The 23,373-nt window shown below is 72.6% G+C and carries 24 protein-coding genes; 12 read left to right on the forward strand and 12 right to left on the reverse strand.

The features are described from left to right. Nucleotide 1: 1 nt before the first annotated feature. From E6P78_RS08115 to E6P78_RS08130, 4 genes are all read right to left on the reverse strand, one after another. A complete protein-coding gene (locus E6P78_RS08115) occupies nucleotides 2–1,183 on the reverse strand; it encodes an aromatic acid exporter family protein (RefSeq protein ID WP_240799103.1) in 1,182 nt (393 codons plus the stop codon). A gap of 50 nt (nucleotides 1,184–1,233) precedes the next feature. Beyond that, nucleotides 1,234–1,704: a DUF5709 domain-containing protein gene (locus E6P78_RS08120; protein ID WP_136202824.1), complete on the reverse strand. Its 471-nt coding sequence runs from the start codon at nucleotides 1,702–1,704 to the stop codon at nucleotides 1,234–1,236. A 130-nt stretch (nucleotides 1,705–1,834) separates the two neighbouring features. After that, nucleotides 1,835–2,047, reverse strand: coding sequence for a hypothetical protein (locus tag E6P78_RS08125; RefSeq protein ID WP_136202825.1), 213 nt, complete (start codon nucleotides 2,045–2,047; stop codon nucleotides 1,835–1,837). A 128-nt stretch (nucleotides 2,048–2,175) separates the two neighbouring features. Then, a complete protein-coding gene (locus tag E6P78_RS08130; RefSeq protein WP_136202826.1) occupies nucleotides 2,176–4,455 on the reverse strand; it encodes a catalase in 2,280 nt (759 codons plus the stop codon). Between the two features lie 226 nt (nucleotides 4,456–4,681). Between E6P78_RS08130 and E6P78_RS08135 the strand changes: the two genes are divergently transcribed. From E6P78_RS08135 to E6P78_RS08145, 3 genes are all read left to right on the forward strand, one after another. Further along, nucleotides 4,682–6,007 carry an APC family permease gene (locus E6P78_RS08135; protein WP_136202827.1) on the forward strand — a complete coding sequence of 442 codons (1,326 nt, stop codon included), beginning with the start codon at nucleotides 4,682–4,684 and terminating at the stop codon, nucleotides 6,005–6,007. An 89-nt stretch (nucleotides 6,008–6,096) separates the two neighbouring features. After that, nucleotides 6,097–6,459, forward strand: a complete 363-nt coding sequence (locus E6P78_RS08140) for a YrdB family protein (RefSeq protein ID WP_136202881.1) — start codon at nucleotides 6,097–6,099, stop codon at nucleotides 6,457–6,459. 144 nt (nucleotides 6,460–6,603) lie between these two features. Then, on the forward strand, nucleotides 6,604–7,437 hold the full coding sequence (locus tag E6P78_RS08145; protein ID WP_136202828.1) for a class II glutamine amidotransferase: 834 nt from the start codon (nucleotides 6,604–6,606) through the stop codon (nucleotides 7,435–7,437). 25 nt (nucleotides 7,438–7,462) lie between these two features. Here E6P78_RS08145 and E6P78_RS08150 read toward each other — a convergent pair whose 3' ends face one another. Beyond that, the gene (locus E6P78_RS08150) at nucleotides 7,463–8,020 is read right to left on the reverse strand and encodes a type 1 glutamine amidotransferase domain-containing protein (RefSeq protein ID WP_136202829.1); all 558 of its coding nucleotides are present in this window, start codon (nucleotides 8,018–8,020) and stop codon (nucleotides 7,463–7,465) included. 315 nt (nucleotides 8,021–8,335) lie between these two features. On the opposite strand from E6P78_RS08150, the gene E6P78_RS08155 reads away from it, so the two are divergent. Beyond that, nucleotides 8,336–9,304, forward strand: a complete 969-nt coding sequence (locus E6P78_RS08155) for an iron-containing redox enzyme family protein (protein WP_136202830.1) — start codon at nucleotides 8,336–8,338, stop codon at nucleotides 9,302–9,304. Here the strand turns inward: E6P78_RS08155 and E6P78_RS08160 are convergent. Next, the gene (locus E6P78_RS08160) at nucleotides 9,301–9,897 is read right to left on the reverse strand and encodes a GAF and ANTAR domain-containing protein (RefSeq protein WP_240799104.1); all 597 of its coding nucleotides are present in this window, start codon (nucleotides 9,895–9,897) and stop codon (nucleotides 9,301–9,303) included. The two genes, E6P78_RS08155 and E6P78_RS08160, sit on opposite strands and share 4 nt — an antisense overlap. 187 nt (nucleotides 9,898–10,084) lie before the next feature. On the opposite strand from E6P78_RS08160, the gene E6P78_RS08165 reads away from it, so the two are divergent. Both E6P78_RS08165 and E6P78_RS08170 read left to right on the forward strand, forming a co-directional pair. Then, nucleotides 10,085–11,224, forward strand: coding sequence for a PAS domain-containing protein (locus E6P78_RS08165; protein WP_136202832.1), 1,140 nt, complete (start codon nucleotides 10,085–10,087; stop codon nucleotides 11,222–11,224). Nucleotides 11,225–11,399: 175 nt separating this feature from the next. Beyond that, entirely contained in the window at nucleotides 11,400–12,491 is a 1,092-nt protein-coding gene (locus tag E6P78_RS08170; protein ID WP_206307753.1) for a glutamate--cysteine ligase, read from the forward strand. Nucleotides 12,492–12,534: 43 nt separating this feature from the next. On the opposite strand, the gene E6P78_RS08175 is transcribed toward E6P78_RS08170, so the two are convergent. The 3 genes from E6P78_RS08175 to E6P78_RS08185 all read right to left on the reverse strand — a co-directional run bounded on the left by E6P78_RS08175 (nucleotide 12,535) and on the right by E6P78_RS08185 (nucleotide 16,222). Then, the gene (locus tag E6P78_RS08175) at nucleotides 12,535–14,013 is read right to left on the reverse strand and encodes an ornithine decarboxylase (protein WP_136202834.1); all 1,479 of its coding nucleotides are present in this window, start codon (nucleotides 14,011–14,013) and stop codon (nucleotides 12,535–12,537) included. A gap of 65 nt (nucleotides 14,014–14,078) precedes the next feature. Further along, entirely contained in the window at nucleotides 14,079–14,966 is an 888-nt protein-coding gene (locus E6P78_RS08180) for a glucose 1-dehydrogenase (RefSeq protein WP_136202835.1), read from the reverse strand. After that, nucleotides 14,963–16,222, reverse strand: coding sequence for a cytochrome P450 (locus E6P78_RS08185; RefSeq protein WP_136202836.1), 1,260 nt, complete (start codon nucleotides 16,220–16,222; stop codon nucleotides 14,963–14,965). The genes E6P78_RS08180 and E6P78_RS08185 overlap by 4 nt, the downstream gene beginning before the upstream one ends. Nucleotides 16,223–16,618: 396 nt before the next feature. Between E6P78_RS08185 and E6P78_RS08190 the strand changes: the two genes are divergently transcribed. The 5 genes from E6P78_RS08190 (at nucleotide 16,619) to E6P78_RS08210 (ending at nucleotide 20,888) form a co-directional block, all read left to right on the forward strand. After that, nucleotides 16,619–17,803: a zinc-dependent alcohol dehydrogenase gene (locus E6P78_RS08190; RefSeq protein WP_136202837.1), complete on the forward strand. Its 1,185-nt coding sequence runs from the start codon at nucleotides 16,619–16,621 to the stop codon at nucleotides 17,801–17,803. Between the two features lie 54 nt (nucleotides 17,804–17,857). Further along, nucleotides 17,858–18,895 carry an NAD-dependent epimerase/dehydratase family protein gene (locus E6P78_RS08195; RefSeq protein WP_136202838.1) on the forward strand — a complete coding sequence of 346 codons (1,038 nt, stop codon included), beginning with the start codon at nucleotides 17,858–17,860 and terminating at the stop codon, nucleotides 18,893–18,895. Further along, nucleotides 18,895–19,581, forward strand: a complete 687-nt coding sequence (locus E6P78_RS08200; RefSeq protein WP_136202839.1) for a UdgX family uracil-DNA binding protein — start codon at nucleotides 18,895–18,897, stop codon at nucleotides 19,579–19,581. Before E6P78_RS08195 ends, E6P78_RS08200 begins: the two co-directional genes overlap by 1 nt. Nucleotides 19,582–19,648: 67 nt before the next feature. Beyond that, a complete protein-coding gene (locus E6P78_RS08205; RefSeq protein WP_206307754.1) occupies nucleotides 19,649–20,185 on the forward strand; it encodes an isochorismatase family cysteine hydrolase in 537 nt (178 codons plus the stop codon). Nucleotides 20,186–20,219: 34 nt separating this feature from the next. After that, entirely contained in the window at nucleotides 20,220–20,888 is a 669-nt protein-coding gene (locus E6P78_RS08210) for an HAD family hydrolase (RefSeq protein ID WP_136202841.1), read from the forward strand. Between the two features lie 3 nt (nucleotides 20,889–20,891). Here E6P78_RS08210 and E6P78_RS08215 read toward each other — a convergent pair whose 3' ends face one another. Beyond that, entirely contained in the window at nucleotides 20,892–21,263 is a 372-nt protein-coding gene (locus E6P78_RS08215; protein WP_136202842.1) for a VOC family protein, read from the reverse strand. A 125-nt stretch (nucleotides 21,264–21,388) separates the two neighbouring features. Between E6P78_RS08215 and E6P78_RS08220 the strand changes: the two genes are divergently transcribed. After that, nucleotides 21,389–22,354, forward strand: a complete 966-nt coding sequence (locus E6P78_RS08220; protein WP_136202843.1) for an LLM class F420-dependent oxidoreductase — start codon at nucleotides 21,389–21,391, stop codon at nucleotides 22,352–22,354. A 78-nt stretch (nucleotides 22,355–22,432) separates the two neighbouring features. On the opposite strand, the gene E6P78_RS08225 is transcribed toward E6P78_RS08220, so the two are convergent. Together E6P78_RS08225 and E6P78_RS08230 are read right to left on the reverse strand one after the other, a co-directional pair. Next, nucleotides 22,433–22,966, reverse strand: coding sequence for a DUF6328 family protein (locus E6P78_RS08225; protein WP_136202844.1), 534 nt, complete (start codon nucleotides 22,964–22,966; stop codon nucleotides 22,433–22,435). 65 nt (nucleotides 22,967–23,031) lie between these two features. Beyond that, the gene (locus tag E6P78_RS08230) at nucleotides 23,032–23,358 is read right to left on the reverse strand and encodes a plasmid stabilization protein (protein WP_136202845.1); all 327 of its coding nucleotides are present in this window, start codon (nucleotides 23,356–23,358) and stop codon (nucleotides 23,032–23,034) included. Between the last annotated feature and the right edge of the window lie 15 nt (nucleotides 23,359–23,373).

Consider the following 23,373-nt stretch of genomic DNA (forward strand, 5'->3'; position numbering starts at 1 on the left):
CTCAGGTGCGGCCGGTACGGGCACGCCCGGCCGGAAGCGCCGAGCCGTCGGCGCCGGGCATCAGGTCGTCGAGCAGGGCCTGGCAGCAGGCCAGCAGGCTGCCGAGCGAGGCGCGGGTGTCGGTGCCGGGCCCGTGCAGGTGCCCCATCGCGTCGGCCAGGGCACGGCGGGCCTCGTCCAGGTGGCCGGCGCGCCGTTCCAGGCACTCGTCGTCCGGGCCCTGCTCCATGAGCGTCTGGTCGGCCGCGCAGACCTTCCCGGCGGCGGCCAGTACGAGGCTCAGGTCCTCCAGGGACCGGCCCGGCGGGCGGGGCAGCGCCCGCCGCTCGGAGGCGGTCTCCCAGAGGGTCAGCGTCAGGGTGAGCAGGCGGTTCCCCACCTGCGCCCAGAGGACGTCCCACGTATCGGAGGGGGAGGGGGTGCTGCGGCGCATCCGGTGGCCCGGGTTGAACCGGAAGCTCTCCGACGCCCACCCGCGCGCCGCCCGAAGCTCCGACAGCGCCCCCGGCAGCTCCCCGGCGGCCCGGTGCCAGCGCCCCGCCTGCTCCTCGTCGTACTCCTTGACGACGCCCTCGCTCAATTCGCGCAGGAGGCGGGCGCAGTCGCGGGGCAGCGCGCACGCGAGGGTTTTGACGTGCAGGGAGTGCACGGGCGGCAGGACGATCGCGTTGACCGCGATCCCGACGACGGCCCCCACCGCGGTCTCCAGCAGCCGGTGTCCGACGGCGGGCAGCGAGTAGGACCCGTAGGCCAGGACGAACAGGGCGGTCGTCGGCGCGTACAGGCCCTGCTCGCCGACCGGCGCCCAGTTGCCGAGGAGCACGGTCAGCGGGAGGGCGATGAGCATGGCGGACATGGTGTCCCCGGTGACCGCCGCGGCCCCGGCGGCGAGCAGGGTTCCGGACGCCATCATCGCGAGCAGTTCGACCGCGGAGCGCAGGGAGCGGTAGACGGTTCCCTGGACCAGGGCCACGGCCGCCCAGGGGGCCATCAGCGCCATCGGGGCCGCCAGCCACCAGCCCGTCAGCGCCCAGGCGAGGGCGGCCGCGGCGGCGGCCTTCAGGGACTGCACCAACTGGTACCGGCCGGGGAAGCGCATGTCCGAGGCAAGGGAGCCCCACCACGCCTTCACGTCGGCCGGCCGGGCGAGCAGGCCCCCTGCCGTCTTCCCGGTCCGGGACACGGACAACCCTCCCTCTGCGCATACCGACCCGGCCTGTTTCCGCCGCGCGGTCAGCCCCTCCGCCCCTGTTCCTCTTCCTCGTCCGTGGTGTGGACGGCGGCCTCCTCGGCGGATGCCGCGCCGCCGTCGATGCCCACGTCGTCGGCGTAGACGTCGGTGCGCCGTCCGGGCACCTCGTCCGCCGCACTCAGACGGCCGGAACGCGTCTCGCCGTCCTTCGGCTCCAGCGGTTCGCCCTCGCCGCCGTTCAGGTCACCGATGCCGTCGCCGTCCGGCGGCTCGACGTCGTCGACCTCCTGCGCCAGGCGCTGGTCGAGGGATTCGCCGCGGCGCTCCTCCTCGCCCGTCGTTCCGTACTTGTCGACGGCCAGCGGACGCTCGGGCGGGGAGTAGCCCTCTTCCATCTGGTCGTCCAGCCCTCGTTCGCCGAGGGTGTTCTCCATGTCGAGTTCGTCGTTCGGCGGGTCCTGGCCGTCGTCCTGCGGCTGGTAGACATCGTCGCCACGTGCCTCTGTCGGCATGATTCGTCCTTCCGTCGGAGGCGTCATGAGTGCCCGGGAGCCGCCGGGTGGCGTCACGCCACCCGGCCGCTTCCCTTCGCACCCCTGCGAGTGCCCTGCCGGGCATGGTGGAAACACCCCATTTGTCACCCTAGGTGTGCGGCTGATCCGCGTCCTCCTGGGCGTCCTCATTCGGGGTCAGCGCATCCCCGGCCTCGCTGTCCCTGTCCTTTTCGCCGCGCCGCTTCCCGAGATCCGCGACATCCGTCTCGGCCTCCTCCGCCTCCTGGAGCACCTCGTCCGCGGCGGTCCGGGGAGGCTTCCCGCCGTCCGGGCGGCTGTGCTCGTGATCCTGGTGGTTCATGTGTCTCCTTACGTGGGCGGCGCCCCGCCGACCGGGCGGGACGGCACGTGGCGGGCCTGCGGAGGCCCGGCCTCCTCCCGCGCGTGCCCTGGACCGGGCCGGCTACACACCACCGGCCCGGCGCGGTCTCAGAGGGCCGGGGTGAAGCGGTCCCAGACACGGTGACCTGCGAGAAGCGTGGCCACGCCGTCCAGCACGGTGGACGCGGCGCTGCCGGACACCACCCCGGCCGCGTCCGCGGCCAGACCGGCCTTCTCCAGCACCGTCGCCCCGTCGCCCCAGGCACCGACGGCCTTGCCGTGGCGGAACGCCTCGGTGACCAGCAGCAGGACGCGCGGGTCCACGCCGGTGGCGGCGGCCACGTCGTCGTCGGTCTTGGCGTCGCGCGCCCCGTACGCGTCGGCGCCCGGAACGGGGGCCCCGGCCAGCACGACCGCGTCGAACTCGGTCGACCGGGCGGTGGCGAAGGTGCGCTGCACGGTGACCGGGTCGCCGCCGCCGCCCAGCTCGCCGCCCGTCGGCGCGATCACCAGCGGAACCATCCCGGCGTCCAGGATCACCCCGCGCGCCTCCCGCACGGCGTCCAGGCCGGTCTCCCCGTCGGTGACGATGCCGACGACCCGGCCGTCGACCGGCCAGGTACGGCCGAGCTGGGACAGCGCGGGGCTCGGCTCGACCGACGCCAGGGCCACCGTCGCCTCCGGCGCCGGCAGGCCAAGGCCCTGCGCGACGCGCGAGCACAGCTCCGGGTCGATGTTGGCGAGCGCCTTGAGCCCCCGCTCCTTGACCGCCTTCTCCCAGCACTTGCCGAGCTCGAAGGTGTACGCGGCGACGATGTGCTCGCGCTCCGTGGGCGTCATGCTGAGCCAGAACAGCCGCGCCTGGCTGAAGTGGTCGTCGAAGGAGGCCGCCGCGTCCCGCACCTTGCGGGCCGCCGGGACCTCGGCGGGCACCTCGATGTACGCACCGGTGTCCGCGCCGGCGACGAACGGGCAGCCACCGTCCAGGGAGTTGGGCCGGTACGGTGCCACGCCGCGGTGCACGGCCGTCTGGTGCATGCCGTCGCGCAGCATGTCGTTGACCGGCGCGTGGGTCCGGTTGATCGGCAGCTGCGCGAAGTTGGGCCCGCCGAGCCGGGTGATCTGGGTGTCGATGTACGAGAAGAGCCGGCCCTGCATCAGCGGGTCGTTGGTGACGTCGATGCCCGGGACCATGTGGCCGACGTGGAAGGCGACCTGCTCGGTCTCGGCGAAGTAGTTCGACGGGTTCGCGTTCAGGGTCATCAGACCGATCGGGCGGACCGGCGCCAGCTCCTCCGGCACGATCTTCGTCGGGTCCAGCAGGTCGATGCCCTCGAACATCTGGTCCTCGTTGTCGGGGAACGTCTGCACGCCCAGCTCCCACTGGGGGAAGGCGCCCGCCTCGATCGCGTCGGCCAGGTCACGGCGGTGGAAGTCGGGGTCCATGCCCGCGGTGATCTGCGCCTCCTCCCAGACCTGCGAGTGCACACCCAGCTTCGGCTTCCAGTGGAACTTCACCAGCGTGGTCGCGCCCTCGGCGTTGACCAGCCGGAACGTGTGGATGCCGAAGCCCTCCATCATCCGGTACGAACGCGGGATGCCCCGGTCCGACATGTTCCACAGGGTGTGGTGGGTCGCCTCCGTGTGCAGGGTGACGAAGTCCCAGAACGTGTCGTGCGCGCTCTGCGCCTGCGGGATCTCACGGTCCGGGTGCGGCTTGCCGGCGTGGATGATGTCGGGGAACTTGATCGCGTCCTGGATGAAGAACACCGGGATGTTGTTGCCGACCAGGTCGAACACACCCTCCTCGGTGTAGAACTTCGTCGCGAAGCCCCGGGTGTCGCGCACCGTGTCGGCGGAGCCGCGCGAGCCGAGCACGGTGGAGAACCGTACGAACACCGGCGTCTCGGCGCCCTCGGCGAGGAAGGCGGCCTTGGTGATGCCCGCCGCGGCGCCGTAGGCCCGGAAGACACCGTGCGCGGCGGCCCCACGGGCGTGCACCACCCGCTCCGGGATGCGCTCGTGGTCGAAGTGGGTGATCTTCTCCCGGAGGTGGTGGTCCTGGAGCAGGACCGGGCCGCGGGGACCGGCCTTCAGCGAGTGGTCCGTGTCGTACAGGCGCGCACCCTGCGCGGTGGTGAGGTAGGCGCCGCCCTGGGCCACCTTGTCCTGCGGGGCGCCGGTCGGCTGCCCCGTCGGGCTGTACGTGTCGGGCCCGGTCTGGTCGTGCTTGGGCGGCAGCGGCTCGCGCGCCTTGGTGGGCTCCTCGACCTGGGCGGCCTCGGGGCCGGGGGCGCCGGGCAGTTCGTTGCCCGGGCTGACGGCCTCCTGCACCTTGCCTGCGATCTTCTCCGCGGCGGCTGACACCGGGTTCTTCTTCTCGCTCACTGAATTCCAATCTCGCGGGGGGACGGGCAGTGCCGTGCGCGCAGTGGCCGGCACGCGCTTGGGGACGGCACGCGCTTGGGGACGGCACCGCCTGACCACGGGTACCCTGCGCCCCGCGGCCGGACACCTGGGTTGCGCCATCCGGCGCCACGCCCCGGGAGCCGCCGCACCCCGTACGGCGGAAAGCCCACCCGCTGCGGAGGAGCGCAACGGGTATACGGCTCCCGTGAACGCTCCCCGAACCAGCCCCGAGAAGCCGGACGCTCCGACGAGCCTCAAGAAGGACCTGACGACCCCGCTGCTCTACTTCTTCATCCTCGGAGACGTCCTCGGCGCGGGCGTGTACGTGCTGATCGGCGAGGTCGCGGCCGATGCCGGCGGCGCCGTCTGGGTGCCCCTCCTGGTGGCCCTGTGCCTGGCCCTGCTCACGGCCACCTCGTACGCCGAACTGGCCACCAAGTACCCGCGCGCGGGCGGCGCCTCCCACTACGCCACCCTGGCGTACGGCCCCTTCATCGGGTTCGTCGCCGGATTCTGCATGCTCGCGGCAGGAGTGGTGTCGGTTGCCGCGCTGACCCGGGGATTCGGCGGCGACTACCTGTCCGAGTTCGTCACGCTCCCGCTGGTCCTCGTCACGGTCGTCTTCCTGGTGGCGCTGGCGCTGCTGAACGCCCGCGGCATCAGCGAATCGACCCGGGCCAACGCCGTCGCCACCGTCATCGAGGTCAGCGGGCTGCTGCTGGTGATCGGGCTCGGCGCCTGGATCGTGCTGCGCGGCGACGGGGACGTGGGTCGGCTGACGGACCTGGGCACCGAGAGCGAGGGACCGGTCCTGGCCGTGCTGAGCGGCGCCGTGCTCGCGTACTACTCGTTCGTCGGCTTCGAGACGTCCGTCAACGTGGCCGAAGAGACCCGCGATCCCCGCCGCTCGTACCCCAGGGCGCTCTTCGGCGCCCTGCTCACCGCCGGCGCCGTCTACGCCCTGGTCGGTGCCGCCGCCGCGGCCGCCGTGCCGACCGGGACGCTGGCGCGGTCCACCGGGCCGCTGCTCGAAGTCGTCCGTACGGCCGGCACCGTGCCCACCTGGCTGTTCAGCGCCATCGCCCTGGTGGCCGTGGCCAACGGAGCGCTCCTGACGGGCATCATGTCCTCGCGGCTGGCGTACGGCATGGCCCGCGACGGGCTGCTGCCGCGCTTCCTGACCGCGGTGCTGCCCGGCCGGCGCACCCCGTGGGCGGCGATCGCCGCGACCACCGCCCTGTCGCTGCTGCTCGCCCTGACCGGCGACGTCTCCACGCTCGCCTCGACACTGGTCCTGCTCCTCCTCGTCGTCTTCTTCCTCGTCAACACCTCGCTGCTCGTCCTGCGCCGCGACCCGGGCCGCGCCGATCACTTCAGGGCGCCGGTCGTCGTACCCGTACTCGGCGCAGCTTCCTGCGTCGGGCTCGCCACCCAGATCGAAGGCGCGGTCTGGCTGAGGGGGCTGGCCGTCCTCGCGGTGGGCGTCGTGCTGGGCGCCGTGGCCGCACTACGGCTGCGCCGCGCCCGCTGAACGGCGCCCCCCCAGTACGCTTGCGGCCACGTGGACGACAAGGGGGCATGGTGCACGAGAGACCTGCGGACGGACCGGCGACTGGTGCGATGGCGGGGCGGCCCTGGTGGACGGCCAACGAACTCCTGGCGTTCCTCGTGGAACTCGTGGCGCTGGCCTGCCTCTTCTGGTGGGGGTTCTCCCTCGCGGACCACCTGGCCGTCCGGCTCCCGCTCGGCTGCGCCGTCCTCGCGGCGGCCATCGCGCTGTGGGCCCTGTTCGCCGCTCCGCGCGCCCGCTTCCGCCCGCCGCTCGCCGGGGTGCTGGCGGTCAAGGCCCTGGTGCTCGGCGGGGGCGCGTCCGCGCTGTACGGGGTCGGGCACCCCACGGCCGCCGCGGCCCTGGCCGTCGTCGTCGTGGTCAACACCGCCCTGGCGGAGACCTTCCGGCGCCGGCCCGCCCCCGCTTCGTAGGGGCGCGGCCGGGCGACCGGCCCGCGGAGTCGGTAGCGTGGACATAACGACGAGACCGGACGCCCAGGGACCGAGGACCGCGCAAGCAACCGGCGTCACGCCCGGCCACGGCCCCTGACCACCGCCCGGGAAGGGACGCCGCTCATGTGCAGATGGCTGGCCTACTCCGGCACGAGTGTCGTGCTCAGCGATCTCCTCTACAAACCCGAGCACTCGCTCATCGATCAGAGCCTGCACTCACGCATGGGTGTCGAGACGACCAACGGGGACGGCTTCGGCGTCGGATGGTACGGGCCCGACCGGGACACGCCCGCGATCATCCGCGACACCGGCCCCGCCTGGAACAACCGCAACCTGCGCGAACTCGCGAGCCACATCCGCTCGCCGCTGTTCTTCGCGCATGTGCGGGCGTCCACGGGGACGGCCGTCCAGCAGACGAACTGCCACCCGTTCAGGCACGGCCGGTGGATGTGGATGCACAACGGGGCGATCGCCGACTTCCACCGCCTGCGGCGCGACCTCTCCATGGCGCTCGACCCGGCGCTGTTCTCCGCCCTGGAAGGGTCGACGGATTCGGAGGTGATGTTCTACCTCGCGCTGACATTCGGGCTCGACCAGGACGTGCCGGGCGCGGTGGCGCGCATGGCCGGACTCATCGAACGCGTGGGGCACGACGAAGGGGTGGAGTATCCGCTGCAGATGACCGTGGCGGTGTCCGACGGCGAACGGCTCTGGGCCTTCCGCTATTCGAGCCTCGGCAAGTCCCGCTCGCTTTTCTACAGCGACAGGGCCGAGACCGTGCGCGCACTCCACCCCGACCTGGACTTCCTGCAGGGCGTGTCCGACAGCACCCGCCTGGTGGTGTCGGAGCCCCTGGGCGGCCTGCCCGGTGTGTGGAAGGAAGTGCCGGAGAGCAGCTACGGCGTCGTCCAGCCGGGCGCGGACGAGTTCCAGCCCTTCGTGCCCGAACCCGTCTAGCCCGGCCGGTACGGCGCCTGGGGCGTCAGCCGGCGAGTGCGGCGTCGACCTCCTTGAGGAACGGGTCGAGGTCGCCCGGGTTGCGCGAGGTGATGAGCTTCCAGCCGCCCGTCTCGTCCGCGACGACGGGCTCGTCCACCCAGTCGCCGCCCGCGTTGCGGACGTCGGTCTGCAGCGAGGCGTACGAGGTGAGCCGCTTGCCCGAGACGCTGCCGGTCTCCACCAGCAGCCAGGGGCCGTGGCAGATGGCCGCGACGGGACGGCCGGAAGTGGTGAAGGACCGCACGATGTCGCACGCCGTGCGCTGCAGCCGCAGCGTGTCGGCGTTCAACGTGCCGCCCGGCACCAGCAGCAGGTCGTAACCCGCCGGATCGACCTCGTCGAGCGTGAGCTCGGGGCGTACGGTCCTGCCGGGGTCCTTGTCGCCGACGAGGGTCTGGATGTCGTCCTTCTTCAGGGCGGCGACATCGACCTGGGCGCCCCGTTCACGCAGATGGTCGACCGGTACGACGAGTTCGTCCTGCTCCACGCCGTAGTTGGTGACGATGGCCAGTACCTTGCGCTTGCTGCCGTTGTCGCTCATGTGCGTTCGTCCTTCCGTCCTGCGGGGAACACGCCCGGTGACGTTGCTTCCGGGTCGCAGCCTCTGGGTCCCCCCCATGGCGGCGGTCATTCCCGCGGCCCGCCCGTCCTCCGGCAGCCTCCTGCCGTGCCGTGGCCCCCGCAACCGCACACCCCGCCGTCCGGCCCCCGCTGTAGCGGCATCGGCGGCGGGCGCCCATGGTGGGAGAGGCGGTCCGGGCGGCCTCCGGCCGGTTGACGTGCCGGTCCCCGGGTACCCGGAAGTGACCGGCGGACCAGGCCGTTCGGCCCAAGCAGACGTTCGAGGAGTCACACCATGGCAGGTCAGACGGGCGGCGGACCGGCGCTTCCGCGGGCACGCGGCGACCTTTCGGCGGGGGTCATCGCCCATCTGCGGGGGAGCGGCACGCTGCCCGACCCCGTCCTGGCGGACGAGGCGGAACCCTACGGGGACGACCTGCAGCTCGCCCTGTACGTCTGCTACGAGCTGCACTACCGCGGCTTCGCGGAGGTTGACCCGGCCCACGAGTGGGAGCCGGGGCTGCTGGCCGTCAGGGCCGCGCTGGAACGCCGCTTCGAGTCGGCCCTGCGCCGGGACACGCCGCCCGGCGCCGCCCTGACCGACACCCTGGACGCGCTGCTCGTCGAGCCCGTCGAGGGCACGGGGGTGTCGCACTTCCTCCAGGAGCACGGCACGCGGGACCGCCTGCGGACGTACGCCGTGCAGCGCTCCCTGTACCACCTGAAGGAGGCCGACCCGCACGCCTGGGTGCTGCCCCGTCTCAGCGGACGCGCCAAGGCGGGCATGGCCGCCATCGAGTACGACGAGTTCGGCGCCGGCCGGGCCGAACGCGTCCACGCCCAGTTGTTCGCCGACCTCATGGCGGACCTGGGCCTGGAGACGGCGTACGGCCACTACCTCGACCGGGGCCACGCCGAGATGCTGGCCCTGGTGAACCTGATGTCCCTCTTCGGCCTGCACCGCAGGCTGCGGGGCGCCCTGGTCGGCCACTTCGCCGCCGTGGAGATCACCTCGTCCCCGGCGTCACGCCGCCTGGCCCTCGCGATGAAACGGGCAGGGGCCGGGCCCGCCGCCGAGCACTTCTACACCGAACACGTCGAGGCGGACGCGGTCCACGAACAGGTCGTCCGCCACGACGTCGTGCGCGGGCTGCTGGACGACGAACCCGACCTGGAGGCGGACGTCGTGTTCGGCATCGACACCACCGGCCTCCTGGAGGACCGCCTCGCCGAACGCCTGCTGGCCGACTGGCGCGCCGCCTAGTTCTCGCCCAGCAGCCGGCGCAGCTCCCGTGTGCTGCCCCGGCCCTTGGCCCGTACGATCTGCGCCGCGATGGCGTTCAGCTTGTGGTTCGTGTGCTGCGAGAAGGTGCGCAGCACGTCGAAGGCCTGGTCCGCGTCGCAGTCCAGCATGTGCATCACGATGCCGCTGGCCTGGTCGATGACCGCCCGCGAGGCCATCGCCGTACGCAACTGCTCCGCCTCCGCCTCGGCACAGGCGCTGGCGTGGTCACGGAGGAGCCCGTCGACCGACTCCTCGGCCAGGACCCGTACGGCCTCCAGCACCGCCGCGGTGAGCGGCCCCGGCCGGAAGGCGTACAGGGTGACCGTCGCCGGGACGCCCCCGACCAGGACCGGCACGGCGGTGCAGGAGCGCAGTCCCCGTTCCAGCGCCGCCACCCGGAACCTGGGCCAGCGCGCGTCGGTGACGAGGTCGGCGGCGGCGACCGGACGCCCGGAGCGGGCGGCTTCGACGCCGGGACCGGTTCCGGTCTCCTCCTGGAGGGCGGCCAGCTCCGCGAGATCCGGATGGGTCGCCGCGCTGTGGGTTTCCGCGCCGGGGAGTTCCGTGGTCACGGTCGCGCCCCGGCAGCGCGGGGCGCACCGCATCGCCCGTTGACCCAACCGGGTGATTCGCGGTACCACGGCGGCGGAATCGGTCGTCGCACCCACCGGACGGGTCACTTCACAGCCTCCCTGACGGAACGGAAGCCCCCTCGCGCGGCTCGGCGCGAGAACGCGGACCATCGGCTAGCTTCGTCGTATGAGCCGGTCATCGGAGCGCGAGGGCGATGTTCAGGCCCTCGCCGCCCGCGTGCAGGAACTGCGTGCGGCCCGTGCCCATCCTCCCGCCGAGTACCCGGTCCTGCTCGACGCGGCCCTGGCGGAACTGGAGCGCGCGGTCGAGGTTCTGCGCCCGGCGGAGGACGAGCGGGCCCGGCCGCCGGGCGTCAAGGCCACGTATCCGTTCAGGGCCGTCTTCGAGCACCTGCCGTGGGCCGTCGTCCTGATGGACGAACAGACCGTGGTCCGGCGCGTCAACCCGGCCGCCGTCGAACTGACCGGCCTGCCCCCGGGGTACGCGGCCGGCCGGCCGCTCGCCGCGACGCTCCGGCCCGCCGACCGGGCGGCCCTGCGCGGCCATGCGGCGGCCGTGGCCCGGGGCGAGGGGGGCCGCAGCCTCCCGGTACGCCTCCAGCGCCTCCCTGACTGCCCGCTGCACGCCACGCTCACCGGCCTGGACGTGCCGGACGGACGGAAGCAGGACGTGCTCCTCACGCTCACACCGTCCGCCGGCGGACCGCCCGTACCGGCCGTGCGGGAACCCGGGCCTTCCGAGCCCTCCGCCGTCGTCCGCCAGGCCGAGCTGACCGCCCTCCTGGACCGCACGGACCGCCTGCTCCTGAGCTGCGGCGGGCAGCAGGACCCTGCCGCGACGCTCAGCGCGGCTGCGGGCCTGATGCGGGACGGCCTCGCGGACTGGGCCGTGCTCGACCTGGGAGCGGCGCCGGCTCCGGTCAGGGCGGCGGTCCACGGGCCCGCGTCCCCCGACGACCCCGGCCTGGAGAAGGTATTTCTCCAGCAGGACCCGCGCGCCTGCCCGGTGGTCGCGGAGGCCATGGACTCGGGCGCGGCGGCGGTGGAACAGCTGACGGACGACCTCGGCAGGCTCGGGACCGACGACGAGGGCGCGCCGCTGATGGTCCGCGCCGACGTCACCTCCCTGCTCTGCGTCGCCCTGCTCGCGCCCGACGACACCACGGTGCTGGGGGCGCTGACCCTGCTCAGGGCCGGGGCGCGCCCGCCGTTCTCCCTCCTGGAGGCCGGCGGCGCGGAGATCGCGGCCGGCCACCTGGCCGTCCTGGCGCAGCGCGGCGGCATCCACGGTCCCGGCCCCTTCTGACCTGGGCCTCCGGGGCCGGCCGCGTACGAAGAAAACCCGCCCGGCGACGGGTGCCGCGGCCGGGCGGTGGCACACGGCATTGTGGGAGAACCTTTGAGGGCGCTTCCGGTCCGCAGACGCTCAGGTGCGAGCGGATCGAGCGGGTCGCCCCGGCCGGACGAGCATGGAGGACACGATGGTGCGGACAGTGGGTGTCGAGGAGGAGCTGCTGCTCGTCGACGAGCAGAGCGGTGACCCCCGGGCCCTGTCGACGGCCGTCCTGGCCCTGGCAGAACGCCGCGCCGAGGGCGACTCGGTCTTCGAGGCGGAGCTCCACCGCCAGCAGCTGGAGTTCGCCACCGAACCGCGCGCCGACATGGGGGAACTCGCCGACGAGATCCTGCGCTGGCGGGCGGAGGCGGCCCGCAGCGCCGCGGACGCCGGGGGAGCGGTGGTGGCCCTCGCCACCGCACCGCTGCCCGTCAGCCCCTCCATCGGCGACGGGGAGCGGTACCGCTGGCTGGCCGACAAGTTCGGGCTGACCACCCAGGAGCAGCTGACCTGCGGATGCCATGTGCACGTCTCGGTGGAGTCGGACGAGGAGGGCGTCGGCGTACTGGACCGCATCCGGCCCTGGCTCGCCGTCCTGCTCGCGCTGAGCGCCAACTCGCCGTTCTGGCAGGGTCAGGACACCACGTACAGCAGTTACCGCAGCAGAGTCTGGGGGCGCTGGCCCTCGGCCGGGCCCGTCGAGCCCTTCGGCACCGCCCGCCGTTACCACGAAGAGGTCCAGGCCCTCGTCGACACCGGCGTCCTGCGCGACAAGGGGATGATCTACTTCGACGCCCGGCTCTCGCACCGGTATCCCACCGTCGAGGTCCGGGTCGCGGACGTGTGCCTCGACCCCGCCGACGCCGTGCTGCTCGCCACCCTGGTGCGCGGCCTGGTCGAGACGGCGGCCCGCGCCTGGCGGGCGGGCGACCCCCCGGAGCCGTACGGGGTGGGCCTGTTGCGCATGGCCGGCTGGCAGGCCGGGCGCGCGGGCCTGGAGGGCCAGCTGCTCCACCCCGCCACCATGCGCCCCGCACCCGCGCCGGACGTCCTCGGCGCCCTGCTCGCCCATGTGCGGGACGCCCTGGAGGAGAGCGGGGACCTCGCGAGGGCCGAGGAAGGCATCGAACAGGTCCTGAAGAGGGGCACGGGGGCCCGAATCCAGCGCGACGCGCTCGCCCGTACGGGCAGCCTCCGCGACGCGGTCGCCGAGTGCGTGACCAGAACACGCGGCTGACACGGACGGCCGCTCCCCGATGCGGGGGGAGCGGCCGCGCGTATCAGGCGCCGTCGTTCGCGCAGACCCGTACGGTGTGCAGTTTCGGGTCCGCCGGGTCGGGCAGGTTCATGCCCGCGTCGAGGCCGGTCAGGAGGTAGCGCAGGACCGGTTCGGTCAGCCGCTCCCCGGGCAGCACCACCGGGATGCCCGGCGGGTAGGGCGTGATCATCTCCGCGGCGATCCGTCCCGCGGCGCGCTCCACCGGAATGTCCTCGGTGCCGGTGAAGTAGGCGTCGCGCGGCAGCCGGGCCTGCTCCATCCGCAGCTCGGACGGGGCGGGGACCGCCACCTCCGGCCCCCGGGGCAGGGACGGCGCCCGGCGCGCCAGATCCCGCAGCGCCGTCATGAGACGTTGCGTCGTCTCCGCGTCGTCGGCATGGGTGAGCTGGGCGCTGATGCGCCGATGGTCCATCAGGTGCGTGTCGATCCGGTGGTGTTCGCGCAGCCAGTCCGCCGCCAGGTAGCCGGAGACGCCGAGTTCCTGGATGTCGACGACGACCGGCAGCGGGTCGAACTCGGAGCCCGCCCCAGGACCGCAGAAGTCGTCGCGGTCGTTGACGTGCATGCCGTCGATGGTCTCGATCTCCTCCCGCACCGAGGCGGCGAGGGCGAGCGCGCGCGACATCAGCGTGCGGCCCTCCAGCACCATCTGGCGCCGCCACCCGTCCATGCCGGCGTACAGCAGCACGGACGGGCTGGTCGTCCCCAGCAGATCCGCCCGGGACGCCAGCGTGTCGTGGTCGATCAGATCGCCCCGCAGATGGAACACGGAACCCTGCTCGAGGCCGCTGCCCATCTTGTGGATGCTGGTGACACAGACATCGGCTCCGGCGTCCATCGCCCACGTCGGCAGGTCCGGGTGGAAAGGCAGATGCGCGCCCCACGCCTCGTCGACGACCAGCGGACGCGAGCGGCGGTGGCAGACCTCGGCGATGGACCGCAGATCCGCCGACACCCCGTACGGCGTGGGGCTGGTGACCAGGGCGCCCTTCGCGTCCGGGTGCTCCTCGAACGCCCGCTCGTAGGCGTTGGGGGACGGCGGATGGGCGAGGTGCCGCTCCGTGTCCCACTGCGGTTCGATCCACACCGGCTGGATGCCGGACAGGATGAGCCCGGAGATCACGGCCTTGTGCGCGTCCCGCCCCACCAGCAGCTTCTCGCCGTGGGCGGCGACGCTGAGCATCGCCGCCTTGACCGACAGGGAACTGCCGCACGTCGAGAAGAACGCGTGCTCCGCGTGCACGGCGTCGGCCATCAGGACCTCCGCGCGCTGCAGCACCCCCGACCTCGTCCGCCGGTCGTCGAGCCCGCCACTGGCCAGGACGTCCCCCAGGAACACGGCATCGCCGAGCACGGCCCTGACCTCCGGCGCCGCGCCGCGGGCCTGCTTGTGGCCCGGGGGAGTGAACCCCAGCTCGCCCCGCTTCCGGTAGGCGGCCAGGGCGTCGAGAACGGGTGCTTCTTCGTGGTTCTTCGGCATACAGGCCACCTTCCCGTGATCGCCCCACCCCTCACGCGTCGAGCCCCCGCCGTTTCCCGCTCCCGCTACGGAAGCGGGGTGCCGCCCGTCGCGTTCACGATCTCCCCGGTGATGAAACTCGCGTTCGCCGAGGCCAGGAACACATACGCCGGGGCCATCTCGGCCGGCTGGGCGGGGCGCCCGAGCGGGCTCTGCTTCCCGAACTCCTTCGTGTCGGGCAGGGTCGCCGGAATCAGCGGCGTCCACACCGGGCCCGGAGCCACCGCGTTGACGCGGATGCCGTCGGACGCCAGCATCTGCGCGAGGCCGTGGGTGAAGGTGACGATGGCGCCCTTGGTCATGGCGTAGTCGAGCAGATGAGGACTCGGCTTGTAGGCCTGCACCGACGTCGTGTTGATGATCGAACCGCCGGCCGGGATGTGCGGCAGGGCCATCTTGCACAGCCAGAACATCCCGTACAGGTTGGTGTGCAGGACCCGGTCGAACTGCTCCGTGGAGATGGCGGCGATGCCGTCGGGCTGGGCCATCTGGTACCCGGCGTTGTTGACGAGTACGTCGATCCGCCCGAACTCCTGCACCGCGCGGCCGATCAACGCGCGGCACTGCTTCTCGTCCCGGATGTCGCACGCCTCCGTCAGGGCCCGCCTGCCCGCCTCCTCGACCAGGCGGGCCGTCTCCCGCGCCTCGTCCTTCTCGGCGTCGAGATGGGTGATCAGCACATCGGCCCCCTCGCGGGCGAAGGCCAGCGCGACGGCCCGGCCGATCCCGGAGTCGCCCCCGGTCACGACGGCCTTGCGGTCCGTCAGGAGGCCGTGGCCCCGGTAGGAGTCCTCGCCGTGGTCGGGCGGCGGGTCCATGGGCCCGGTCCAGCCGGGGTGCTTCTGTTCCTGCTGCGGGAAATCGGGCTGCGTAAAGCGTTCGGTGGGGTCCGGGGTCGGTGCGGACTCGGTCATGACGCGACTTCTTCCGTTTCGGTGGTGGGGGCCTGCTGGATGTCCTCGATGACGAACCCGCTGCGGGGCGCGGTCGGGACGCGGCTCAGCGGGATGGAGAGGTCCTGCTCCGCCACCCGGTACGTGAGACCGGACAGCAGCACCGCGAGAGCGGCCAGCAGCGCGAGGGTGATGTCCTCGCCGGGGCACCGGTGCCCCGTGGCCGGGTCGCCCCCGCCCTGCGGGACGAGCTCATCGGGCCTGGGCGCCGCGCCACGGAAACGCGCGGGATCGAAGACGTACGGCCGGGGCCACAGGTCCGGGTCGTGGTTCTGGCCGTACAGGTCCAGGAGCACGAGCGTCCCCGGTTGGATGGTCCGGCCCGCCCATTCGAGCCGTTCGGCGGCCAGCCCGCCGATGAACGGGGCGAACGGGTAGAAACGGCGGACCTCCTGCGCGAAGGCGTAGGCGGACCCCGGATCGCCGTCCCGGAGCGCCGCACGGTGTTCGGGCCACCGGTGCAGGGCGTGGGCCGCGAAGGCCGCGAACCAGCTGACCGCGACGGTCGGCCGCAGGATGTTGAGCACCTCGACGGCCGCCGTGCGGGGATCGAGGAGCGTGCCGTCCGCATCGCGGTGGTGGGCGACGGTACGGAACGGGGTGGCGGATGCCGCCCCGCCGGCGTCACCGCTCGCGCGCTCCGCCTCGATCAGCCGGGCCAGGCGCTTCTCCTGCCGGTGCCGGGCCCTGCGGGCGCGCAGATGCCGTGGTCCGGGGGTCGCGAACCCGTCCACCATGGCCACGAGGTCGCGGGCCGCGCCGTCCGCCTCCGCCTCCGGCAGCGGGACACCCGCCCACGCGTGGACGGCGCGGGTGAGCACCCCCGCCACCTCGTCGAACAGCACGATCCGGCCCCGGTCCGCCCACCCGGCGACGGCACCACCCCACTCCCGGACCACCTGGTCGGTCAGGGTCTTCACCCCCTTCGGGTCCTTCAGCAGATGGAGGAACATCCCCTTGCGGACCCGGTGCCCCGCACCGTCCAGGGTGTGCACGGCGCCCTGGCCGAACAGCGTGTCGATGACCGGTTCCGGCAGCGCCCCGTGCCGGTGGATGTGGTCCTCGTCGTAGAAGAAGCGCACGGCGGCGGGGCCGTGCAGGGCGATGGCCCGCTTGCCGAGCAGACGGGTGCGGACGGGCGCTCCGCCACTTCGCCGCCTGCGATCGGGCAGCCACGCGTAACCCCGGAGCAGAAGGGACAGGGTGCTGTCGACCATGAAATCTCCGTAGGACAGGTGTGAGAGGGGTCCGTGCGGCGGCGGAACGCCCGGGGCGGACCCGCCGGTGCCCTGCCGTCGATCCTGGGCGCACCGGGGACGGTCCGCGACTCGGAATCCGCTGGACGGCGCTGCGGCTGTTGTCCCAACCGTCAGCGCCTGCTCCCGCGTACGCCGGGAGCCTGGCCAGCCGGGTACCCGTACCGCCCCTGGACATGCGGGACCGGCCGGGTGTTTTCGTACCCCGGTGGCAGACAACGGCCCACGCGGATCGAATCGGGCATTCCGGTTGAAGCCGCATTCCCTGGGAACTCGTCCGGGGCGAGGGCGGCGCGGCGCACGGCAGGCCACTGAACCGGCGGCCCGGCCGTCACCTGACAGCGAGGAGATGACTTCATGCGTGCACTGACCTGGCAAGGGAAACGCGATGTCCGCGTCGAGACCGTTCCCGACCCGATCATCCAGGACCCGACCGACATCATCGTCCGGGTCACCTCGACGGGCATCTGCGGATCGGACCTCCACCTGTACGAAGTGCTCGGCCCCTACCTCGACGTCGGGGACATCCTGGGGCACGAGGCGATGGGCGTCGTCGAGGAGACCGGCCCCGAGGTGACCGCCGTGGCACGCGGCGACCGGGTCGTAGTCCCGTTCAACGTCTCCTGCGGCACCTGCTTCATGTGTGAGCAGGGCCTGCACTCGCAGTGCGAGACCACCCAGGTGAAGGAGTACGGCTCCGGAGCCTCGCTCTTCGGATACACCAAGCTCTACGGGCAGGTGCCCGGCGGGCAGGCCGAGCTGGTGCGGGTGCCCTTCGGCAACACCCTGCCCATCAAGGTCCCCGACGGGCCGCACGACGACCGCTACGTCTTCCTCTCCGACGTCCTGCCCACCGCGTGGCAGGCCGTCGAGTACGCCGACATCCCGCCCGGCGGCAGCGTCACCGTCCTCGGCCTCGGGCCGATCGGCGACATGGCGGCCCGGATCGCCCTGCACCGCGGCGCGAGCCTCGTCATCGGCGTCGACCTCGTCCCCGAACGCCTCGCCCGCTCCGCGGCGCGCGGCGTCCAGGTCATGGACCTGAGCCGGTACGGGAAGGACCTGCCCCAGGCGGTCCGGGACCTCACGGGCGGCCGCGGCACCGACGCGGTCATCGACGCCGTCGGCATGGAGGCCCACGGCGCACCGCTCGGCAAGGCGGGCCAGTGGGCCACCGGACTCCTTCCCGACGCGGCGGCCCGCAAGCTCATGGAACGCGCGGGCGTCGACCGCCTCACCGCGCTGCTCACCGCGATCGACGTGGTGCGCCGGGGCGGCACGATCTCGGTGTCCGGCGTCTACGGAGGCGCCGCCGACCCGCTGCCCCTGCTCACCCTGTTCGACAAGCAGATCCAGCTGCGGATGGGCCAGGCCAACGTCAAGCGCTGGGTTCCGGACATCCTGCCGCTGCTCGGCGACGACGATCCGCTGGGCGTGGACGGCTTCGCCACCCACCACCTGCCGCTGGAGGACGGGCCGAAGGCGTACGAGACCTTCCAGGCGAAGTCCGACGGCATGATCAAGACGCTTTTGCGGCCCTGAGCCGGTGCGCAGCCCCCAGGGGCCACGGGGGAGCGACGTACGGAAGGAGTCACGGTGAACGCATCGCAAGGACTGCGCGTCGTCGTCACGGGCGCGACCGGGAACGTGGGAACGAGCCTGGTCCGGGCCCTGTCGCAGGACCCGGAAGTGGGCTCGGTCCTCGGCCTGGCACGGCGGCTGCCCGACCTCACCCTGCCCGGCGTGGAGTGGGGCAGGGTCGATCTCTCCCGCCCCGACAGCGCACGGGCGCTCGATTCCCTGCTGGCGGGCGCGGACGCCGTCGTCCACCTCGCCTGGCGCTTCCAGCCGACGCACGATCCCGTCGTCACCTGGCGGAGCAACGTCGAGGGTTCCCTGCGGGTCTTCGACGCGGTGCGCACGGCGGGCGTGCCGGCCCTGGTCCACGCCTCGTCGGTGGGCGCCTACTCGCCCGGCCCGAAGCGGGAACCGGGGGTCGACGAGCAGTGGCCGACCCATGGGTGGCCCGACGCCGCCTACTGCCGGGAGAAGGCATACCTGGAGCGGGTCCTCGACACCTTCGAGCTGCGCCATCCCCAGATCCGGGTGGTGCGGATGAGGCCGGGCTTCCTGTTCAAGGAGACGGCGGCCCCCGAACAGCGGCGCATCTTCGGCGGGAAGTACCTCCCCGGGGTGCTGCTCCGCCCGGACCTGCTGCCGTTCGTACCCGACCTGGAGGGGCTGAGGTTCCAGGTGCTGCACACGGACGACGCGGCCGAGGCGTACCGGCTCGCCGTACTGGGCGACGTGCGCGGCCCCTTCAACCTGGCGGCCGACACCGTCACCGACGCCCGCGCGCTCGGGGAACTCCTCGACGCGCGCGTGGTGCGCGCGCCCGTGCCGCTGGTACGCGGCGCGCTGGCGACGGCCTGGCACGCGCGGGCGGTTCCGGCTTCGCCGCACCTCTTCGACGCCGTCCTGCGGCTTCCGGTCATGGACTGCGCACGGGCGCGCGAGGAGCTGGGCTGGCGGGCGCGGTACTCGGCCTCCGATGCGCTGACGGCTTTCCTGCGAGGTGTCGTCGGCGGGGAGGGCGAGGCGACCGCCCCGATGGCCGGCAGCCGGTGGAGCTGATGAGCACCGCTCCCGACCGGGCGCAGGGCGCCCTGTCCTACGTCCCGGCCCGAGGGGGTGTCGCGGCCCTGCGGCGCGCGGCGGCGGACTGCCACGGCTGCCCGCTGTACGAGGACGCCACGCAGACGGTGTTCGGGGCGGGGCCCGCCCACGCCCGTACGGTCGTCGTCGGCGAGCAGCCCGGGGACCAGGAGGACCGGGAAGGCGAACCCTTCGTGGGGCCGGCCGGGCGCCTCCTGCGCAAGGCGCTGGCCGAGGCGGAGATCGACGAGCGGGAGGTGTACTTCACCAACGCGGTCAAGCACTTCAAGTTCGCCCCCGTCGGTGAGGGGAAGAAGCGCCGCATCCACAAGGCACCGAGCCTGCGCGAGATGGCGGCCTGCCGCCCCTGGCTCGAAGCGGAACTGCACCGGGTCGACCCCGAGCTGGTGCTGATCCTCGGCGCGACCGCCGGCAAGTCCGTGCTGGGGAACTCCTTCAAGGTGACCGAGAGCCGCGGCACCCTGCTGTACCTGCCCGGGGCCGGGCTGCCGGCGCCCGCCCCGCAGCGGCAGGACGGCGAGGGCGGCGGGCGCGGCCTGGTCGCCACGGTCCACCCCTCCGCAGTCCTGCGCTCCCGCGACCGGGCGGAGGCCTACCGGGGCCTCGTCTCCGACCTGCACGTGGCCGCACGCTTCCTGCGGTGAACGCACACCGGACCCCGTCCAGGCCGACAGTTCGCCACGAAAGCGGGCGGATGCCACCATGAAAACCATGTCACGCAAGGCGCTGATCGTCATCGACATGATCAACCCCTATGACCACGAGGACGCCGAACAGCTCCTCCCCTCCGCCGAGCAGGTCGTCCCGGTCATCGCACGCATGCTGGGCGCGGCCCGGGAAAGCGGAACACTTGTGATCTACGCCAACGACAACTTCGGTGACTGGCGGTCCCACCACGGCGAGATCGTCGAGGCGGCCATGGCCGGCGCCCGCCCCGACCTGGTCGATCCGCTGCGGCCCGACGACCACTCGCTCTTCGTGGTCAAGGCCCGGCACTCCATCTTCTACGAGACCCCCCTGCCGTATCTGCTCCACCAACTGGACGTCGACCACCTCGTCCTGACCGGCCAGGTGACGGAGCAGTGCATCCTCTACTCGGCGCTCGACGCGCACATCCGCCACATGGACCTCACGATCCCGCGCGACGGTGTGGCCCACATCCACCGCGACCTCGCCGACGCCGCCCTGCGGATGACGGAGCGCAACATGGGCGCCTGGGTGAGCGCGGCCGACGAGATCGCGTTCTGACGCCGGCAGACCACGCCCACCCGAAAGGAACCCCATGACGCGCGCCGCCCTGTTCGATGTGGACGGAACCCTCGTCGACACCAACTACCTGCACGTCACCTCGTGGTGGGAGGCATTCCGGCAGGCCGGCCACACGGTGGCGATGCCCGCGATCCACCGGGCGGTCGGCCTCGGCTCCGACGACCTCATCGACCATCTGCTGGGCCCCGGCCGGGACCGGGAGCAGGACGCGGGGATCAGCGCCACGCACTCCGCCCTGTACGCCACCTGCTTCGAGCGCCTGCCCCCGCTGGAAGGGGCGGCGGACCTGCTGCGCGCCCTGGCCGGCCGGGGGTGGACGGTCGTCCTGGCCACCTCCGCGTCCGGGCCCGAGCTCCAGGCCCTGCGGCGGGCGCTCGACGCCGACGACGTCATCGCCGGCACCGCCAGCTCCGACGACGTGGACGAGGGCAAGCCCGCCCCGGCACCGATCCGCCACGCGATGGAGATCGCCGGGGCCACCGCTGAGGAGACCGTCTACGTGGGTGACTCCGTCTGGGACATGGAGGCGGCGACCCGGGCGTCGGTCGCCGCCGTGGGCCTCCTGTCGGGCGGAATCCCCCGGGCGGACCTGGAGTCGGCCGGGGCCGTGGAGGTGTACCGCTCTCCGGCCGACCTCCTGGCGCATATCGACTCCGGTGTCGTCGCCCGCATGCACCCGTAGGACTCAACTGCGGCACAGGCAGAACGGGTGTCCCACCGGGTCCGCGAAGACTCGGAAGCCGCGTTCGCCGTTCCGGTCGTCGAGATCGAGCGGCCTCGCACCCAGTGCGATCACCTCGCGCTGGGACGCCTCCATGTCCGTCACCTCGAAGTCGAGGTGTTCCTGCTGGGAGTTCCGGTCGCCCCGGGGCCACTCGGGGGGCCGGTAGTCGGGGGCGAACTGAAAGGCGATGCGTGCGCCACCCGGTGCGTAGAGGTCGTACCAGCGGTCGTTCTCGCGCTTCACCTCGCCGCCCAGGACCTTCTGGTAGAAGGTGGCGAGTGCTTCGGGGTCGGGGCAGTCGAGGGCGACCAGACAGTATGTCGCGACAGCCATGTTGTTCCTCGCTTTCCGTGCCGGATCTTCCCCTCCCGGGTTCCGCGTCCGCCGGGGAGGAAACGCGTCCCGGATGGCTCCCTCGCCGCACGTTTCGACCGCCACAGATCGGTAACCCATCCCATATGGTGCAATTCGGATACACGATGATGACCGAGCAGTCGGGACCGCGGGCCCTCGTCGAGGACGTGGTGGCGGCCGAACAGGCCGGCTTCGACTTCTCCGTGACCTCCGACCACTACTTCCCCTGGCTGGCGTCCCAGGGACACGCCCCGTACGCCTGGAGCGTGCTGGGCGCGGCCGCCCAGGCCACGTCGCGCATCCCGCTGATGACGTACGTGACCTGTCCGACGACCCGCTACCACCCCGCGGTGGTGGCCCAGAAGGCCGCGACGCTGCAACTGCTCTCCGAGGGCCGGTTCCGGCTCGGGCTGGGGTCCGGCGAGAACCTCAACGAGCACGTGGTGGGCGCGGGCTGGCCGGACGCCCGGGTGCGGCTGGAGAAACTGGAGGAGGCGGTCGAGATCATCAAGGCGCTCCTCGCCGGTGGGCCCGTCACCCACCACGGCACCCACTTCGACGTGGACAACGCCAAGCTGTGGGACGTGCCCGACGTGGCCGTGCCCCTCGGTGTCGCCGTCTCGGGTGACCGGTCGTGCGAGATCGCGGGCCGGCTCGCGGACCTCGTCATCGCCACGGAGCCCAAGGCGGACCTGCTCACCGGGTTCGAACGGCACGGCGGCGGCGGAAAGCCGAGCGTGGGCCAGCTGCCCGTCTGCTATGACACCGACCGCGACGCGGCGGTGAAGCGGGCGCACGACCAGTTCCGCTGGTCGGTCGGCGGCTGGAAGGCCAACTCCGAGCTGCCGAGCCCGGCGGCGTTCGACCAGGCCACCCAGTACGTCCGGCCCGAGGACGTCGCCCAGTCGGTACCGTGCGGCGACGACGTCGGGCAGTTCGTCGAGGCGGTACGCCCCTTCGTCGATGCGGGGTTCACCGAGGTCGCCCTCGTGCAGATCGGCGGCGGCCACCAGAAGCCGTTCATCGACTGGGCACAGGAGAAGCTGCTGCCCGCTCTGCGCGCCATGTGACATGCCTGCGCGCGCGTTTGTGTGCCCCGGCCCGGAGGCCGGGGCACACAAACGCGCGCGCAGGGCTACTTCCCGGGTCTACTGGTTCTCGCGGTCCGACGAGGAGGACGACCGGGCGAGCGCCCAGGCGGGGAACACGAACCAGCAGACGAAGGACCACAGCGCCATCCCGCCCACCAGCCACAGGGCCAGCGCGTTGTGCAGCGCCACCCGCATGATGAGCAGCAGCGCCGAACACATCGTGCAGAACAGCAGCACCAGCCCGAACAGCGTGAGCCGGGACGCCCACACCACCGTCTCCGGCTTCAGATGGCGCCCGGTGAGCAGGCGGTGGTAGGAGACGGGGCCGATCAGCGCGGCCGCCGTCGCGGAACCCAGGAGCACGGTGACGACGTAGATGCCCCGGTCCGTGTCCGAGAGGGTGGCGAAGCGGGGCTGGAAGACCACCGCGAGCAGGAAGCCGAAGAGGATCTGCACCCCGGTCTGCGCCACCCGCAGCTCCTGGAGCAGTTCCGTCCAGCGGCGGTCGGCCCGCTCCTCGGTCGTCTCGTCCCGCCCGGAGCGCACGTCCTTCCCACCCCCGTCGCCTTCGTCGGCGCGGCTGCTGTCCATGCCGGCTCTCCCTCCCTCCCGGCCGTCGCACCACCACTACGGTGACGGCCTCGCGCCCCGGCGGTTCAGCGGCTCACGGCCTTGAGGAGCTGCTCCTTGTTCATCGTGGAGCGGCCCTCGACGTTCTTCTTCTTCGCCTCTTCGTACAGCTGGTCCCTCGTGCGGCCCTGCGCGCCCTTGTGCGAGCGCTCCCCGCCGCGCTCGGAGGCCGACTTGGGGTCGCGCGTGGACGTCTTGCTCGCCGTCTTCGACTCGCCGGAGCGGGCGCGCTCCTTGTTGACGGTGCGGGCGGCGATCTCCTTGGCGCGCTTCTCGGACGTGCCGCGCTTCTCCGCGCCCTCCTTCACGTGCTCGTACTGGCGCTCACGCTTAGGGCTCGATCCTGCCGGCATGACGTTGTCCTCCTC

The sequence above is a fragment of the Streptomyces sp. A0958 genome, from assembly GCF_004795035.1.
Lineage (GTDB): Bacteria > Actinomycetota > Actinomycetes > Streptomycetales > Streptomycetaceae > Streptomyces.

Excerpts from the sequence above, each read along its gene's own strand:
- E6P78_RS08120 (WP_136202824.1), bottom strand. The coding sequence starts at position 1,704 with ATGCCGACAGAGGCACGTGGCGACGATGTCTACCAGCCGCAGGACGAC.
- E6P78_RS08125 (WP_136202825.1), bottom strand. The coding sequence starts at position 2,047 with ATGAACCACCAGGATCACGAGCACAGCCGCCCGGACGGCGGGAAGCCT.
- E6P78_RS08140 (WP_136202881.1), top strand. The coding sequence starts at position 6,097 with ATGGCGGGGCGGCCCTGGTGGACGGCCAACGAACTCCTGGCGTTCCTC.
- E6P78_RS08145 (WP_136202828.1), top strand. The coding sequence starts at position 6,604 with ATGTGCAGATGGCTGGCCTACTCCGGCACGAGTGTCGTGCTCAGCGAT.
- E6P78_RS08150 (WP_136202829.1), bottom strand. The coding sequence starts at position 8,020 with ATGAGCGACAACGGCAGCAAGCGCAAGGTACTGGCCATCGTCACCAAC.
- E6P78_RS08155 (WP_136202830.1), top strand. The coding sequence starts at position 8,336 with ATGGCAGGTCAGACGGGCGGCGGACCGGCGCTTCCGCGGGCACGCGGC.
- E6P78_RS08165 (WP_136202832.1), top strand. The coding sequence starts at position 10,085 with ATGAGCCGGTCATCGGAGCGCGAGGGCGATGTTCAGGCCCTCGCCGCC.
- E6P78_RS08170 (WP_206307753.1), top strand. The coding sequence starts at position 11,400 with ATGGTGCGGACAGTGGGTGTCGAGGAGGAGCTGCTGCTCGTCGACGAG.
- E6P78_RS08175 (WP_136202834.1), bottom strand. The coding sequence starts at position 14,013 with ATGCCGAAGAACCACGAAGAAGCACCCGTTCTCGACGCCCTGGCCGCC.
- E6P78_RS08180 (WP_136202835.1), bottom strand. The coding sequence starts at position 14,966 with ATGACCGAGTCCGCACCGACCCCGGACCCCACCGAACGCTTTACGCAG.
- E6P78_RS08185 (WP_136202836.1), bottom strand. The coding sequence starts at position 16,222 with ATGGTCGACAGCACCCTGTCCCTTCTGCTCCGGGGTTACGCGTGGCTG.
- E6P78_RS08190 (WP_136202837.1), top strand. The coding sequence starts at position 16,619 with ATGCGTGCACTGACCTGGCAAGGGAAACGCGATGTCCGCGTCGAGACC.
- E6P78_RS08200 (WP_136202839.1), top strand. The coding sequence starts at position 18,895 with ATGAGCACCGCTCCCGACCGGGCGCAGGGCGCCCTGTCCTACGTCCCG.
- E6P78_RS08205 (WP_206307754.1), top strand. The coding sequence starts at position 19,649 with ATGTCACGCAAGGCGCTGATCGTCATCGACATGATCAACCCCTATGAC.
- E6P78_RS08210 (WP_136202841.1), top strand. The coding sequence starts at position 20,220 with ATGACGCGCGCCGCCCTGTTCGATGTGGACGGAACCCTCGTCGACACC.
- E6P78_RS08215 (WP_136202842.1), bottom strand. The coding sequence starts at position 21,263 with ATGGCTGTCGCGACATACTGTCTGGTCGCCCTCGACTGCCCCGACCCC.
- E6P78_RS08220 (WP_136202843.1), top strand. The coding sequence starts at position 21,389 with ATGGTGCAATTCGGATACACGATGATGACCGAGCAGTCGGGACCGCGG.
- E6P78_RS08225 (WP_136202844.1), bottom strand. The coding sequence starts at position 22,966 with ATGGACAGCAGCCGCGCCGACGAAGGCGACGGGGGTGGGAAGGACGTG.
- E6P78_RS08230 (WP_136202845.1), bottom strand. The coding sequence starts at position 23,358 with ATGCCGGCAGGATCGAGCCCTAAGCGTGAGCGCCAGTACGAGCACGTG.